The organism is Sphingorhabdus sp. (assembly GCF_046292425.1).
GTDB lineage: Bacteria > Pseudomonadota > Alphaproteobacteria > Sphingomonadales > Sphingomonadaceae > Sphingorhabdus_B.
The window spans coordinates 1-15,806 of sequence record NZ_JBKBQV010000062.1; the positions used below are offsets into that span (position 1 = coordinate 1).

At 55.0% G+C, this 15,806-nt stretch carries 11 protein-coding genes and 1 pseudogene; all 12 read left to right on the forward strand.

Annotated features, from left to right (window positions below):
- The coding region (locus ACK4S7_RS11465) for a TonB-dependent receptor domain-containing protein (protein WP_409646896.1) at positions 1 to 1,206 on the forward strand (1,206 nt) is incomplete at its 5' end.
- 72 nt (positions 1,207 to 1,278) lie between these two features.
- A complete protein-coding gene (locus ACK4S7_RS11470; protein WP_409646897.1) occupies positions 1,279 to 2,805 on the forward strand; it encodes a tryptophan halogenase family protein in 1,527 nt (508 codons plus the stop codon).
- Positions 2,802 to 4,508 (forward strand): alpha-amylase family glycosyl hydrolase, encoded by a 1,707-nt coding sequence (locus ACK4S7_RS11475; protein ID WP_409646899.1) that lies wholly within the window; start codon positions 2,802 to 2,804, stop codon positions 4,506 to 4,508. The genes ACK4S7_RS11470 and ACK4S7_RS11475 overlap by 4 nt, the downstream gene beginning before the upstream one ends.
- Positions 4,505 to 6,130 carry an alpha-amylase family glycosyl hydrolase gene (locus tag ACK4S7_RS11480; protein WP_409646900.1) on the forward strand — a complete coding sequence of 542 codons (1,626 nt, stop codon included), beginning with the start codon at positions 4,505 to 4,507 and terminating at the stop codon, positions 6,128 to 6,130. The genes ACK4S7_RS11475 and ACK4S7_RS11480 overlap by 4 nt, the downstream gene beginning before the upstream one ends.
- The gene (locus ACK4S7_RS11485; RefSeq protein ID WP_409646901.1) at positions 6,127 to 8,205 is read left to right on the forward strand and encodes a glycoside hydrolase family 97 protein; all 2,079 of its coding nucleotides are present in this window, start codon (positions 6,127 to 6,129) and stop codon (positions 8,203 to 8,205) included. Before ACK4S7_RS11480 ends, ACK4S7_RS11485 begins: the two co-directional genes overlap by 4 nt.
- Positions 8,202 to 9,143 (forward strand): alpha/beta hydrolase, encoded by a 942-nt coding sequence (locus tag ACK4S7_RS11490; RefSeq protein ID WP_409646903.1) that lies wholly within the window; start codon positions 8,202 to 8,204, stop codon positions 9,141 to 9,143. The genes ACK4S7_RS11485 and ACK4S7_RS11490 overlap by 4 nt, the downstream gene beginning before the upstream one ends.
- Positions 9,143 to 10,651: a tryptophan halogenase family protein gene (locus tag ACK4S7_RS11495; RefSeq protein WP_409646906.1), complete on the forward strand. Its 1,509-nt coding sequence runs from the start codon at positions 9,143 to 9,145 to the stop codon at positions 10,649 to 10,651. Before ACK4S7_RS11490 ends, ACK4S7_RS11495 begins: the two co-directional genes overlap by 1 nt.
- A gap of 67 nt (positions 10,652 to 10,718) precedes the next feature.
- Positions 10,719 to 11,849, forward strand: a complete 1,131-nt coding sequence (gene wecB, locus ACK4S7_RS11500) for a non-hydrolyzing UDP-N-acetylglucosamine 2-epimerase (RefSeq protein WP_409646909.1) — start codon at positions 10,719 to 10,721, stop codon at positions 11,847 to 11,849.
- The gene (wecC, locus tag ACK4S7_RS11505; RefSeq protein WP_409646915.1) at positions 11,827 to 13,122 is read left to right on the forward strand and encodes a UDP-N-acetyl-D-mannosamine dehydrogenase; all 1,296 of its coding nucleotides are present in this window, start codon (positions 11,827 to 11,829) and stop codon (positions 13,120 to 13,122) included. The genes wecB and wecC overlap by 23 nt, the downstream gene beginning before the upstream one ends.
- A gap of 122 nt (positions 13,123 to 13,244) precedes the next feature.
- Positions 13,245 to 14,546 (forward strand): UDP-glucose dehydrogenase family protein, encoded by a 1,302-nt coding sequence (locus ACK4S7_RS11510; RefSeq protein ID WP_409646911.1) that lies wholly within the window; start codon positions 13,245 to 13,247, stop codon positions 14,544 to 14,546.
- A gap of 96 nt (positions 14,547 to 14,642) precedes the next feature.
- Positions 14,643 to 15,557 carry a sulfate adenylyltransferase subunit CysD gene (gene cysD / locus ACK4S7_RS11515; RefSeq protein WP_409646913.1) on the forward strand — a complete coding sequence of 305 codons (915 nt, stop codon included), beginning with the start codon at positions 14,643 to 14,645 and terminating at the stop codon, positions 15,555 to 15,557.
- A pseudogene (locus ACK4S7_RS11520) lies at positions 15,557 to 15,806 on the forward strand (hypothetical protein); the annotation flags it as partial. The gene cysD and the pseudogene ACK4S7_RS11520, both read left to right, overlap by 1 nt.

Below are 15,806 nucleotides of genomic sequence, written 5' to 3' on the forward strand. Positions count from 1 at the left end.
GCCAGCGCCTTGCTGCGTCCCACCAATCTTGGCTATCTTGGACTTGGCCCAATCGTCAGTTACGATGCTCGTGAGCTGATTGCGGATGGCACACTCGTGCTTGAACGCAACACATCACCTGACATTCCCGCGAAAGCGTTCAACGTCACCGAAGATCTGATGACGGCTTATCTGCAGGCCGACATCGAACAGGAAATGGGCAATGGCACATTGACGGGTAATATCGGCGTACAGGCCGTCCACACGGATCAAGGGTCATCGGGTACGGTATTTGCCGGTGGCGTTGCCAGGCAAGTGCGTGCAAGCGCAAGCTATTGGGATGTATTGCCAAGCCTGAACCTGTCGATGCGCTTTGACAGCGATTTCGTCATCCGGTTTGCAGCATCACGCCAGATCCAGCGTCCTCGTTTGGATGACCTGCGCGTGGCCGTTTCCTACGGCATCAACAACACAATTGCCGACAGTCCAACGGGGCTGGCACCTTTCATCGATGGCAGCGGCGGCAACCCGCAGCTTCGGCCATATCGAGCAAACGCATTTGACCTGAACTTTGAAAAATATTTCGGTCAATCAGGTGTGGTTTCAGTGCAGCTGTTCCACAAGGACATCAAGAGCTACATCGACCGCACACGTTTCCCATTCGATTTTGGCGGCTATCCGTTGCCAACCGGCCTGCCGCCGGCAACGCTGATTGGTCGTCTGGAATCGTCGTTCAATACCGGCGGCGGCAAGCTTTATGGGGGCGAGTTGGCCGTTACCTTGCCGTTCAACAACATCAGCGAAGCACTTGACGGCTTTGGCGTGACAGGCGGCGTTGGCTATACCAAGACGAAGATCAAGGATGCGGGCGGTAATGTCGACCAAATTCCGGGCTACTCGAAGTGGGTTGCCAACGGCACGGCCTATTTCGAAAAATGGGGCTTCAATGCACGTGGTTCGGTGCGGTACCGTTCGACGTTCCTGGGTGACTTCACCGGCTTTGGTGGATCACCGACGCGCCGCACTGCGCTTGCCGAAATGATTGTCGATGGCCAGATCGGCTACGACTTCCAGGAAGGCAGCGCGCTTCAGGGTCTGTCGCTTTATCTTCAGGGTCAGAACCTGACGGACGAGCGTTTCGCATCGGTCGGCGCAAGTCGTAATCAGGTCATCGATTACCAGATTTACGGGCGTCGTTTCCTGGCTGGCTTTAACTACAAGTTCTGATGAACTAACGAAGGCCCCCGCCACGTAAAGGTTTCACCTGACGTGGCGGGGGCTTTTTTGTCTTGAGCGGGGATGATGGAGAGATCTCTCACAAAGATTGTTATTGCTGGAGGCGGCACCGCGGGGTGGATGGCCGCGTCTGCACTTGCCCGCTTTTTGGGTCCATCCTGTTCCATTCATCTGGTTGAATCAGAAGAGATCGGCACTGTTGGTGTTGGCGAAGCGACGATCCCGGCCATTCAGCTTTTCAACCAAAGCCTTGGCATCGACGAAAATGAATTCGTCCGCGCAACGCAAGGCTCGTTCAAGCTCGGGATCGAATTTGCCGATTGGAATGAACCCGGACATAGCTACCTCCATGCATTCGGAGCCATTGGCAGGCCTCTGGGGCTTTTGCCGTTTCACCAATACTGGCTGCGTTACCGCCAGCAAGGCGGCTCAGTTTCGCTTTGGGATTACGCGCCGACGGCCCTTGCCGCGGCACAAAACCGATTTGCGCGGCCGCAGGACAAACCCGGCACCCTGCCAAGCGGGGTCGCTTACGCGTATCATTTTGATGCCAGCTTATACGCCGCATTCCTGCGCAAATATGCCGAAGCACGTGGCGTTATCCGAACTGACGGGCGCATAGCAGACGTAAAGCTGCATGCCGAGAGCGGCAACATTGAATGCTTGATACTGGCATCCGGGGAGGTCGTCCGGGGCGACCTGTTCATTGACTGCTCCGGCTTTCGCGGACTGCTGATCGAGCAGACGTTAAACAGCGGTTATGAGGACTGGTCAAATTTCCTGCCTTGCAACCGTGCCGTTGCGGTACCCTGTGCGTCGGTTGATCCCCTGACCCCGTTTACACGTGCGACCGCGCGCGATGCCGGGTGGCAATGGCGGATCCCGCTGCAGCACCGGACGGGCAATGGTTATGTCTATTGCAGCGATTATGTCACCGATGCCGACGCAACTGACATTTTGCTATCCACGCTCGATGGCGTGCCATTGGCCGAGCCACGGCAACTTCGCTTTGTAACGGGCAAGCGGAGCCAAATCTGGAAGAAAAACTGTGTCGCACTTGGCCTGTCCAGCGGGTTTCTTGAGCCGCTGGAGTCGACGAGTATTCATTTGATCCAGACTGGCATCGCCAAGCTGCTGGAGTTCTTTCCATCGTCAGGTTTTCATCAACCGGACATCGATGCGTTCAACAAAGCCATGGATTTCGAATTCCACTCGATCCGCGATTTCGTTATTTTGCATTACAAGACCGCCAGCCGCTCAGGTGCTTTTTGGGAACGTTGCCGAAATATGGCCATCCCCGACAGTCTGGCAGAGAAAATAGAGCTGTTTTGCACCAATGGCCGGATATTGCGGTTCAATAATGAACTTTTTACCGAGCTTGGTTGGCTTCAAGTCATGTGGGGTCAAGGATTGCGTCCCCAAGGCTATAATCCGCTCGCTGATCAGCTCACTGCCGAACAACTGCAGGAGTTTATGCACGTCGCCGCACGTCACGCACGTCATGTTGCAGAGCAGATGCCGCTGCACCAACAGTATATTGCAGCAAATTGCGCTGCACCTCCCCGTGAAATCAGGAAAGCATCATCATGAAAGCCAGGTCACTCTGTCTCGCTGCAAGTCTCATCGCTATGTCCCTTGCTTCGCCATTATGGGCACAAGCACACCGCGAACGGCTTCCTGAGGACGAGGTTATTTACTTTGTCCTACCCGACCGCTTCGAAAATGGCGATACTAGGAATGACAGGGCCGGCATCAAGGGTGACAGATACAAGCACGGCTTTGATCCTACGCATAAGGGCTTTTATCATGGCGGCGATATTGCGGGGCTCATCAAGCGTCTGGATTATATCCAAGGCATGGGAGCGACAGCTATCTGGTTTGCGCCCGTGTTTAAGAACAAGCCCGTACAAGGCGGAAAAGGTCAGGAGTCAGCAGGCTATCATGGCTATTGGGTAACCGATTTTACGACCGTTGATCCGCATTTTGGCACTGACGCTGAATTCAAGGCCTTTGTCGATGCTGCGCATAGCCGGGGGATGAAAGTCTATATGGACATCATCACCAACCACAGCGCCGATGTCATCCAATATGCAGAATGCCCTGACAGCGCATGTGAATATCGCAGCCGGGCCGATTACCCCGACAGTGCCTACACTCCTGTCATTCCCAAGGGCGAGGAAAACATCAAAGTCCCTGGGTGGATGAACGACGTCCAATATTATCATAATCGCGGCAATACGACTTTTCGGGGCGAAAATTCGACTATGGGTGATTTTGTCGGACTAGACGATTTCGCAACCGCCGATCCCCGCGTCGTTCAGGGCTTCATCGACATATACAAAGGCTGGATCGACCGCTTTGGCATTGACGGCTATCGCATTGACACGGCGCGACACGTAAACCCCGAATTCTGGACGGTGTTTGCGCCTGCAATCATGGCGCATGCACATGCCAAGGGTATTCCAAATTTCCATATTTTTGGCGAAGTGGCGTCAGACGGTTTGGACATTCAAGCGCAAGCGCTTCACACCCGCGTGGCAAAACTGCCCACTGTGCTCGATTTCGTTTTTCGTCGGGGTGCGATCGAAACCGTTTCAGGTCGCGCAGGCACCGAATTGCTTGCTACCATTTTTGAAGGCGATGATTTGTATGAGGGAGGTAAGGCCACGGCGAAGCAATTGCCTACATTCTTGGGCAACCATGATTTCGGCCGCTTTGCGCGCGAGATGCGCGTGGCGCATCCCAATGCAGACGATGCGGAGATTTTGAAGCGCGTTTTGCTTGGCCATGCAATGCTCATGACGCTGCGCGGTGTTCCGACGATCTATTCCGGCGATGAGCAAGGTTTTGCCGGAGACGGTAATGATCAAGATGCGCGGGAGGACATGTTCCCTTCGAAAGTTGCGGTGTACAACGACAATCAACTCGTCGGGACGAAGGCAACGACAGCGCAAAGCAACTTCGACGTTACGCATCCTATCTACGCGACGATCGCTGACCTCGCAAAGCTGCGAAACGAACAGGTGGCGTTGCGGCGCGGAGACCAGATAGTCAGGAATTACAGCGAAAAGCCCGGCCTGTTTGCGGTATCCCGCATTGATGCCGCGTCTGGCGAAGAACTGCTGGTGGTTTTCAATACGTCGAGCGACCCCCTGACCGCCAATGTCGAAATCAACAAAGACACGACCAGCTTTTTGTCGCTGCGCGGAACTTGCCCCGCGGCACCGCGCCTTCCTGGGTCGGTCGCCATTTCTCTTCCCGCATTTGGATATATGGTTTGCAAAGTTAAATGACTGAAACACTTCTTTCTTCAGCACCGGCAATCAGGCGACCTTGGTGGCGCGGCGCGACCATATATCAGGTATATCCCCGCAGCTTTTGTGACTCCAATGGCGACGGCATTGGAGATTTGCCGGGGATTACTTCCAAGCTGGATTATATCGCGTCCCTAGGGGTCGATGCCGTCTGGCTGTCGCCCTTTTTCACCTCGCCGATGAAGGATTTCGGTTATGACGTCGCCGATTATTGCGGCGTAGATCCCATTTTTGGCACATTGGCGGATTTCGACGACCTGATTGCGACGGCGCACGGGCTGGGACTGAAAATCCTTATTGATCAAGTCTATTCGCATACCTCAGATCACCATCCCTGGTTTGCCGAAAGCCGTTCCTCCCGCGATAATGCACGTGCGGACTGGTATGTTTGGGCCGATCCCAAGGCCGATGGTTCGCCACCAAATAACTGGCAGTCGGTGTTCGGTGGACCCGCATGGACATGGGACGCGCGGCGCGGCCAATATTATATGCACAATTTTTTAAGCAGCCAGCCACAGGTAAATATGCACAATCCCAAGGTGCAGGACGCCATGCTTGCTGTTGCGCAATTTTGGCTGGATCGCGGAGTTGATGGTTTCCGCGTGGATGCGATCAACTTTGCTATGCACGACCCCGCCCTGAAAGACAATCCACCGGCCCCGCCCGGCAACACTGTGCGCACCCGGCCTTTTGATTTCCAACTTAAGATTCACAATCAGTCCCACCCCGATATTCCTGCATTCATCACCCGGCTGCGGGCTCTGATGGACCAATATCCGGACCGTTTTTCGGTTGCCGAGGTTGGCGGAGCTGAGCCTGATCGCGAAATGAAGGCATTCACCGCAGGCGACCTGCATTTCAACAGCGCTTACGGTTTTAACTTTTTATATGCGGACCGGCTCACACCCGCTTTAGTGCGCGAAGCTGTGGAAGCTTGGCCCGAGGAAGAAGGCATGGGCTGGCCAAGCTGGGCCTTCTCCAACCATGACGCGCCGCGGTGGATTAGCCGCTGGGCCCCCGAAGACGCGCGTGCAGCATATGCGGCCATGGTGATGACACTTTTCGTCGCGCTGCGCGGCAACGTTATCCTTTGGCAGGGGGAAGAACTTGGGCTGACGCAGGTCGATATCCCATTTGAAAAACTGCAGGACCCCGAAGCAATTGCCAACTGGCCATTGACCCTAAGCCGCGACGGCACACGCACGCCCATGCCATGGACCGTGAACGAACCAAACTGTGGCTTCAGTAGCGCTGAACCATGGTTGCCCTTGGGGACGGATCACCGCGCAATGGCCGTCGATGTGGAAGAAGCCGACGCACAATCCATGTTGGCTCTGACAAAGCGCCTACTAGCGGTCCGCAACAGCAACGAAGCGCTGCAATGCGGCGACCTTAAAATCATTGAAGCGCAGGGTGACTTGCTGGTCTTCGAACGACGCAGTGTGAATCAAATTCTTGTCTGCGCCTTCAACATGGGTCGACAGGAGATCGTATGGCAGCCGGCCCAGCCTGATCGTTGGCGGCCGCTAACTTCTGTGAATGAAATCAAGCCGCACGTCCTTCCCGCATTCGCCGCAAAAATTCTGGAGAAAATAGCATGACACTAAATTTTGCAGATTCGCCCAAGGACAAGCGGTTCGCGGCAAAATCAGGAATGTTGGCGGTTTTGGCACTTGGTGCGTTGTTCTGTCCGGTTGCGGCACACGCGCAGGCAGTCGCTTCAGCAACGTCGCCCGACGGTTCTGTGAAAGTCGAAGTTACAATCGACGGTGATGGGCGAGCGGCCTACGCGGTTAGCCGACAAGGCAAGCAGATTCTGGCACCATCCAAACTTGGTTTTCTATTCACAGATGCTGTCAAAGTCGACCGCAGGCTTTCTCTTTCCGGACAGGAAACGCGCGATTTTGATGAGACATGGACTCAGCCATGGGGCGAATGGAAGGATATCCGCAACCGCTATCGCGAGATGAAAGTGCACTTGAAAGAGACAACCACGCTCGCGCGAGGGTTTACCGTAACCTTCCGGCTATATGAGGATGGCGTTGGCTTTCGCTATGAATTTCCCGAACAACCCAATCTGCCGCAAGCGAACATCGCTGATGAGCTGACCGAGTTTGCCTTTGCCAGCGACGGGACGGCTTGGTGGAAACCAGCGTTTCTGTGGAATCGTGAGGAGTATCTCTATAACAAAACGCCTTTATCAGCCGTGTCTAATGCGGACACGCCGATCACTATCAAACTGTCCGACGGCACGCATGTGGCGTTGCATGAGGCGGCATTGGTAGACTATTCGGGGATGGCAGTTGCGCGAACGGAGGGCAATACGCTCCGCGCAGCCCTGCATCCCGGCGCGGGTGAGCCCAAGGTACAGAAGAAGGGCGCATGGAATACGCCATGGCGCACGCTGATTATCGCCGACAATGCGGCGGGCATCTACCATAGTCACCTCATGCTCAATCTGAATGAGCCTAATAAGCTTGGCGATGTCAGCTGGATCAAACCGGGGAAATTTGCAGGCGTGTGGTGGAACATGATCAAGGGAGAATGGAGCTGGGCGCGTGGACCCAAGCACGGCGCGACAAACGCCAATGTTAAACGCTACATCGATTTTGCTGCGGAAAACAAGATACCGCATGTACTGGTCGAAGGGTGGAATGTCGGTTGGGACGGTGACTGGTTCGGCAATGGTCATGATATGGACTTTGCGAAGCCCACCGATGATTTCGACGTGGATATGCTTGTCGCTTATGGCAAGAAAAAAGGTGTTCGCCTGATGGGCCATCATGAAACGGGCGGCGCTGCGACGCATTATGAGAACCAGTTCGACAAGGCATTCAAATTTGCCGCTGACCGCGATTACATGTTCGTGAAAACGGGCTATGTTACCGATGCAGGGCACATGGAGCGTGAGGACGCTGACGGTAAGAAATATCGCGAATGGCATCAGGGCCAGTGGATGGTGAACCACCAGTTGCGCGTCCTCGAAGCCGCCGCCAAATACAAAGTCGGCATTGATAGCCACGAGCCGGTTAAAGGAACTGGGCTGCACCGTACCTATCCAAACTGGGTAGCCCGCGAAGGCATGCGCGGCATGGAATATAACGCGTGGGGCGGCAAAAATCCGCCGGAACATGAGGCAAATGTCGTGTTCACCCGCATGCTGGAAGGGCCGATGGATTTCACCCCCGGTGTATTGAGCCTCAAGGGCGAACGGGACAGCGACATTTTGTCGACCATCGCCAAGCAGCTTGCATTATATGTTGTGATCTATTCACCTGTGCAGATGGTGGCCGATACGCCTGAAAACTATGCCAAATATCCGGAAGCGATGAAGTTCATTCGCGATGTGCCCACTGACTGGGAGGACACCCGCGTCCTCAATGGCGAAATCGGCGATTTTGTGACCATGGCACGCAAGGAACGTGGTGGCAAAAACTGGTATATTGGCGCGGTCGGTGACGAGGAAGCACGGGACGTAAACTTCGACCTCAACTTTCTGACGCCCGGCAAGAAATACACCGCAGAAATCTACCGCGATGGCGACGACGCCGATTACCGCACAGACAAAAGGCATTCGATCATTATCGAGCGCAAAACTCTGGTGAGCACAGACAGGCTTAACATGCGCATTGCGCCCGGCGGCGGCTTTGCCATCCGCTTGGTCGAAGGCAAATGATGAAGCTGCGCCGCCGTCAGATACTGGCTGCGGCGTTTGCCTTGATAGCGGTCCTATCAATTGTCTTGCCTGTGCAACTTGTAGCGCAGGATCGAGGACGGTTTGTCGACCTAGATTCCATTGCTTCAGCACAGATTGCACCGCCAAAGGTAATTGTGTGGTTACCGCCGGGCTATGACGCGGACAACGGCCATTATGGTGTTATCTACATGCATGACGGCCAAAATCTGTTTGATCCGAAACGATCAAATTTCAACAAGGTTTGGGCAGCTGATCAATCTGCGTTGCGGCTCATCGCTTCACGCCGGGTAGCGCCGTTCATCATTGTCGGCATTGATCAGCCCGGTGCTGACCGCTGGCGGCAATATTTCCCGCAATCTATGTTGAAATATCTGTCGCCCGGAACACGAGCCAAGCTTGAGGAACAAGGTAACGGCAAGCCAATGATAGCTGATGCCTATCTGCGGTTCATTGTCGAGGAACTCAAACCCAAAATCGACCGTCTTTACCGTACCCGGAAAGACCGCGCGCATACTGCTATCGCGGGTTCTAGCATGGGTGGGCTGATCTCGCTTTATGCCATGAGCAAATATCCGAAGGTTTTCGGGTCGGCAGGCGCAGTGTCGACGCATTTGCCACTAGGTGATCCAAACTGGACAGCGGCGGAACGGGAAGATATCTTCGCGGCCTGGCGACAATTTGTGAAACTGGAACTTGGCAAACCCAAAGGCCGACGCATCTGGTTTGACCATGGCACCGAGACGCTCGACGCTTTTTATCAGCCTTATCAGGATAATCTCGACACTGCGCTGATGGCGAGCGGCTGGAGACGTGGTCGGGACTTTCAAAGCACGGTATATGCCGGCACTCCGCACGAAGAAAATGCGTGGGCGGCACGTCTTGATGATGTATTTGGCTGGATGCTTCGGGGCCGTTAATGGGAAATGTTCCGCTTCGCTTTGTGATACTGGGCGGCGGCACCGCAGGGTGGATGGCGGCATGTTTGCTTGCCAAGAAATGGCCGCAGCATGACATTGTCGTCGTGGAATCGCCCGACATTGGCATCATAGGCGTCGGCGAAGGTTCAACCCCCCAGCTAAAGGCGTTTTTTGACACGCTCGGGTTGGCAGAATCCGAATGGATGCCCAAATGCAACGCGACGTACAAAGCGGGTATCAGCTTTCACAATTGGTCCGAACGCTCAGGCTTTGAGAAATACTTCCATCCGTTCCACACTGAGCTCGACCACTTCACGCTTAACCAATTCTTCTTCCACACACGTGCGCGCCGAACGGGACGCAATGTAGAGGCGCACCCCGACCGTTTTTTCCTTCCAGCCCGGCTAGCCGCAGAACGCCGCGCACCTTTGGCCTCCGCCGATTTTCCGCACAATGTGGGCTATGGCTATCATTTTGACGCAACGTTGGTCGGTCGAACGTTGCGCGATCATGCGGTTGATGCGTTGGGTGTCACGCACCTCGAACGCACAGTGACTCAAGTACAGATCGACTGCGCGGGCCATGTCCAGCATCTGGAAACGCAGGAGAATGACACTATAGTCGGCGATTTCTTCGTTGATTGCAGCGGGTTTGGCGGAACGATCATCCAAAAAGCGCTGCACGAGCGATTCATAAGCTTTGGTGACAATCTGTTCAACGACGCAGCCGTCGCAATGCCAACTGCAAACGACGAGGGGGACATCCCTAGCGAAACCAAGGCGACAGCTTTATCGACCGGATGGGCGTGGCGCATTCCACTGACCAATCGCGCAGGCAATGGCTATGTGTATGCATCTCGCTATCTCGATGCAGATGCCGCCGAGACCGAATTGAGACGGCATCTGGGACTGTTGGAAAGCGATGTCCCTGCCCGGCATTTGAAAATGAATGTGGGCAGGCTGGAACGATGCTGGGTAGGTAACTGCCTGGCGGTTGGCCTTTCACAGGGCTTCATTGAACCACTTGAGGCTACGGCGCTGCATATTGTCCAGGCGACTGTCGAAGGATTTTTCGATGCCTTTGAAAAAGGCGGAGGAACAAACCGATATGCTGATGATCTGAACTTCGCTCTCGCGGACCGGATTGAGGGAATTCGCGATTATATCGTCGCGCATTACCGTATGAATCAGCGGACTGACTCTGCCTATTGGCGCGACAACGCCCGGAACGATGCACTGTCGGACAATTTGAAGGGGCTGATGACGGCGTGGTTTAAAGGCGAGGACCTTACAGCAGAGGTTCACCGGCTTGGCATTGCCCGATATTATAGCTCCCTGTCATGGCATTGCCTGTTTGCAGGTTATGGGACCTTTCCACCCGACGAGAAGCTGGTGGCTTCGGTAGAGGGTCTCGAACTTGCAAATATGGAGGAAGTCGAAACGTTCATTGCCGGTCATGCCGCAAAATTTCCGTCCCACCGGCAGGCGCTGGTTCAGCTGAAGATATAATTTCGTCACTTTTTAATATGTTACGGCTAATTGCAACGCTGCTTCAGGCGTATTGCAAGGACCGCTCATGTATAAAAATATGGTGATATTCGGCACGCGGCCGGAGGCCATCAAGCTGTTTCCTGTTGTCGATGCCTTGTCCCGATATCCGGACATGCGGACCGAAGTCCTTGTCAGCGCCCAGCACCGCCAGATGCTGGATCAGGTGCTGTCCATATGCGGTATCGTGCCCGACTATGACCTCGACCTCATGCAACCTGGCCAGTCGCTCGATGCGCTGACCGCCCGCTTGCTTGAGGGCATAGGCAACGTCTTGGACAGCGCAAAACCGGATCGCGTCATAGTGCAGGGCGACACTGCCACCGCGATGGCGGCGGCACTCGCTGCATATTACCGCAAAATACCGGTAAGTCATGTCGAGGCTGGCTTGCGGAGCGATGATATCTATCAACCTTGGCCCGAGGAGGTGAACCGAAAGATTATCGGGGCGATAGCGGACCAGCATTTTGCGCCGACCGAGGTTTCAGCTGCTGCTTTACGGGCGGAAGCGGTTCCGGCGGATAAAGTGTTCGTTACCGGTAATACGGTTATTGACGCCTTGCATTGGGTAACGGCCCGCATTGCGCAGGACCCGGCCCGGTGCCCGAGCCTTGCGCCGCTGGAAGAACGTTTTCGTGGGCGCAAGATCATAGGGATTACGACACACCGCAGGGAGAATTTTGGGGACGGCATGGAAAATATCGCCGCCGCCATTCGGGCCATTGCCGCGCGCGACGATGTAGCCTGCATTTTTCCTGTACACATGAACCCAAATGTCCGCGAAGTCATGAACAGGGCGCTGGGCGATTTGACCAATGTCGCCATCATCGAACCTCTGGATTATCCGAATTTCGCGCGCCTTTTATCGATAAGCCATATCATGCTGACTGACAGCGGCGGGGTTCAGGAAGAGGCTCCGGCGCTCGGCAAGCCAGTGCTGGTCATGCGCGACACCACCGAACGTCCCGAGGGCGTCACTGCAGGCACAGCCAAGCTTATTGGTACTGAAAAACAAAGGATAATTTCCGAAATTTTCACTCTTTTGGACGATGAAGCGGCTTATTCAGCGATGGCGCGCGCGCACAATCCGTTCGGAGATGGGCATGCGAGCCAACGCATCGCGGAGATTATCTGGAATGCTCGTCGACAAAAAACCTGACGTTTGCGTGATTGGCCTTGGCTATATCGGCTTACCTACTGCAGCAGCGATTGCACGTTCCGGCTGCCGCGTGCTGGGGGTAGATGTCAACGCGTCGGTCGTCGACACTATAAATCGGGGCGAAATCCACATTGAGGAAGTCGATTTGGATGGTCTGGTCCAAGGCGTGGTTTCGCGCGGGATGCTTCGCGCTTCGACTATGATCGAGCCCGCCGACGTTTTTGTGATTGCGGTCCCCACGCCCTTCGATGGCAGTCATGCCCCGGATATTAGTTATGTGATGAATGCGGCGACGAACATTGCCGCAGCCTTGAAGCACGGCGACATGGTCATATTGGAGTCGACATCGCCCGTTGGCACGACCGAGCGTGTCCGGGATCATATTGGCAAATTGCGACCCGATTTAAGAATTCCGGGTATCACGGGCGACACGCCGGATATTGCAATCGCTTACTGCCCCGAACGGGTTCTTCCGGGACGTATCTTGGAGGAGCTCACCAACAACGACCGCTCCATCGGCGGAATCACGCCGCGTTGTGCGCGCAAGGCGCTGACTTTCTACAAACGTTTTGTGCGTGGAGCCTGCGTTACAACCGACGCACCATCGGCCGAAATGACAAAACTTGTGGAAAATGCCTTCCGCGATGTGAACATTGCCTTCGCCAATGAACTGTCGATGATCGCCGACCAGATAGGCCTCGATGTTTGGGAGGTCATCCGCCTTGCCAACAGGCATCCCCGTGTAAATATCTTGCAACCCGGCCCGGGCGTTGGCGGTCATTGCATTGCCGTTGACCCGTGGTTCATCATCCATAGTGCACCTGAGCTTAGCCCACTGATCCGCACCGCCCGCAATGTAAACGACGGCAAGATCGAACATGTTATCACCCGCGCCCGCGCGCTGATATTGGAAAACCCTGGCATGAAGGTCGGATGCATGGGTCTCACGTTCAAAGCCAATATTGATGATTTTCGTGAAAGCCCCGCTTTGAAGATTGCAGCTATTCTTGCAAATCAATTTGGCGACAGAATTCAGATCATTGAACCTTATGCAGCGCACTTGCCGTCCGCGTTTAATGGCAGCGGTGCAAAGCTGATCGACATCGATCAGGCACTACAAGATTGCGGTATGTTAATCACACTTGTCGATCATGACAGCTTCAAGGCGATTCCCTTGGCCGAACGGGCAAGCAAGATTGTTTATGACGTGCGCGGCATTTGGCCGGACCAGCCACAAAATACCGCGCCCTTGCCGCTTCGACTGGTAAGCTGAAGTCCCGATTCCCGGTTGATTGTTTTACCTTTGCATTGGAACCGAATGCCGCAAGACTTGTTCCTACGCGGATAACATCATAAGGCGCAGATTATCGGCAAGCGCCTTGAAGAGGGATACCAATGAAAATTGCAATGATCGGTTCCGGCTATGTCGGCCTTGTTTCTGGCGCGTGCTTTGCCGACTTTGGCCACGACGTCGTTTGCGTCGATAAGGATGCTGCAAAAATCGACCGCCTGAATTCGAATATCATGCCGATCTACGAACCCGGCCTTGACGCTCTGGTCAAAACCAATGTCGATGCTGGCCGGTTGAGCTTCTCCACGGATGTCGCGCAGTCTGTCAAAGGATGTGACGCTGTTTTCATTGCCGTAGGGACACCTTCACGCCGCGGCGATGGCCATGCAGACTTAAGCTATGTCTACGCCGCTGCCGAGGAACTTGCGAACGCAATTGACCCCCGAACTGTAGTTGTGACCAAATCCACTGTTCCCGTTGGCACGGGGGACGAGGTGGAGCGTATCATCCGCGAAACAAATCCTGAACTGGATTTCGCCGTAGTATCCAACCCGGAATTCCTGCGCGAAGGCGCGGCCATCGGCGATTTCAAGCGCCCCGACCGCATTGTCGTCGGCAGCGATGTCGAATGGGCCCGCGACGTGATGCGTGCAATTTACCGTCCCTTGTTTCTCAATGAATCGCCATTGCTGTTCACCAGCCGCCGTTCGTCGGAACTTATCAAATATGCCGCGAACGCCTTTCTGGCCACAAAGATCACCTTCATCAATGAAATGGCGGATTTGTGCGAGAAGCTGGGTGCCAATGTCCAGGACGTGTCGCGCGGCATCGGCCTTGATAACCGTATCGGATCCAAGTTTCTGCATGCCGGCCCCGGCTATGGCGGCAGCTGCTTTCCTAAGGACACGCTGGCGCTGCTCAAGACCGCGCAGGACCATGAAACGCCCGTTCGGGTGGTTGAGGCTGTGGTGCAGGCAAATGACCTTAGGAAGCGTGCCATGGGGCGCAAAATTATCAACGCCTTGGGCGGGGATGTGCGGGGCATGAAAATCGGGCTTTTCGGCCTTACTTTCAAGCCGAACACTGACGATATGCGCGATGCGCCGTCAATCGCGATTGTCCAGACATTGCTCGACGCTGGCGCAATTGTACATGCCCACGACCCCGAGGGCATGGAGGAAGCGGCAAAGATACTTCCAGATGTCATCATGGCCGACAGTGCCTATAGCGCCGCGAAAGACGCAGACGCCGTGGCACTGGTGACTGAATGGGATGCCTATCGGGCATTAGATCTCAAGAAGCTGCATGCCGCGATGTCGGGCAATGTTTTGGTGGATTTGCGTAACATCTACCGGCCTGACGAAGCCGCTGCCGCGGGTTTCAATTACATTAGCGTGGGACGGTGACACGCCCCCCTCCGTCGCAATAGGCAAAGCATAACTTGACGACTTGCAAGCCTTTGCTGCTTGCGACGCAGTGGGCTATGCGTAAGTAGCATGGTCATGTTGCGCGATCTGACCCATCTTGAACGGCTCGAAGCAGAGAGCATCCACATCATGCGCGAGGTGGTGGCTGAAGCTGAACGGCCCGTAATGCTCTATTCGGTTGGCAAAGACAGCGCCGTGATGCTGCATTTGGCCCGCAAGGCGTTTTATCCCGCGCCACCGCCCTTCCCGTTGCTGCATGTTGATACGACATGGAAATTTCGTGCAATGTACAACTTGCGTGAAAAGGCGGCCAGGGATGCCGGGATGGAGTTGCTTGTCTGGCAGAATCCTGACGCAAAGGCACAGGGGATTAACCCGTTTGACCATGGCCCGCTGCATACAGACCTCTGGAAAACCGAGGGGCTGAAGCAGGCGCTGGATCACTACGGCTTTGACGCGGCCTTTGGTGGCGCACGTCGTGACGAAGAAAAAAGCCGCGCAAAGGAACGCGTATTCAGCTTCCGCTCCGAAGCGCATCGCTGGGACCCGAAGAATCAGCGGCCAGAGCTTTGGAACCTGTACAATGCCCGCAAGAACCGCGGCGAAAGCATGCGCGTCTTTCCCATTTCCAATTGGACCGAATTAGATATCTGGCAATATATCCAACTCAATAAGATCGAGATTGTGCCGCTATATTTCAGCGCACCGCGACCAACCTATGAATGGGACGGCCAATTGTTCATGGCGGACGATTTGCCCCGTCTGGAAAACGTCCTTGGCCGCAAACTGGATATTGTTGAACGCTCCGTACGCTTCCGAACTTTGGGTTGCTTTCCCCTGACCGGCGCGGTCGAGAGCCAAGCGGCGACGTTGAATGAAGTCATTCAGGAAATGCTGCTGACCACCTCATCCGAACGGCAAGGCCGGGTCATCGACAAGGATGCTGGCGAAGGGTCGATGGAAAAGAAAAAGCAGGAGGGCTATTTTTAATGTCTTCTGTTTATGAAACCGACGCCCTGATTGCCGAAGACATTGAAGCCTATCTGGCGCAGCATCAGCAAAAGAGCCTCTTGCGGTTCATCACCTGCGGCTCAGTTGACGACGGCAAATCCACCCTGATGCGGCTGCTTGCCTTGCGCTCCACGCGGGATTCGGGCAGGGTCACCAAGCGCGGTGACGTCAACGTGGGATACCTGGATCAAAGCGACGTGCTCGACGGCGACCTGACAGTGGGTGCCG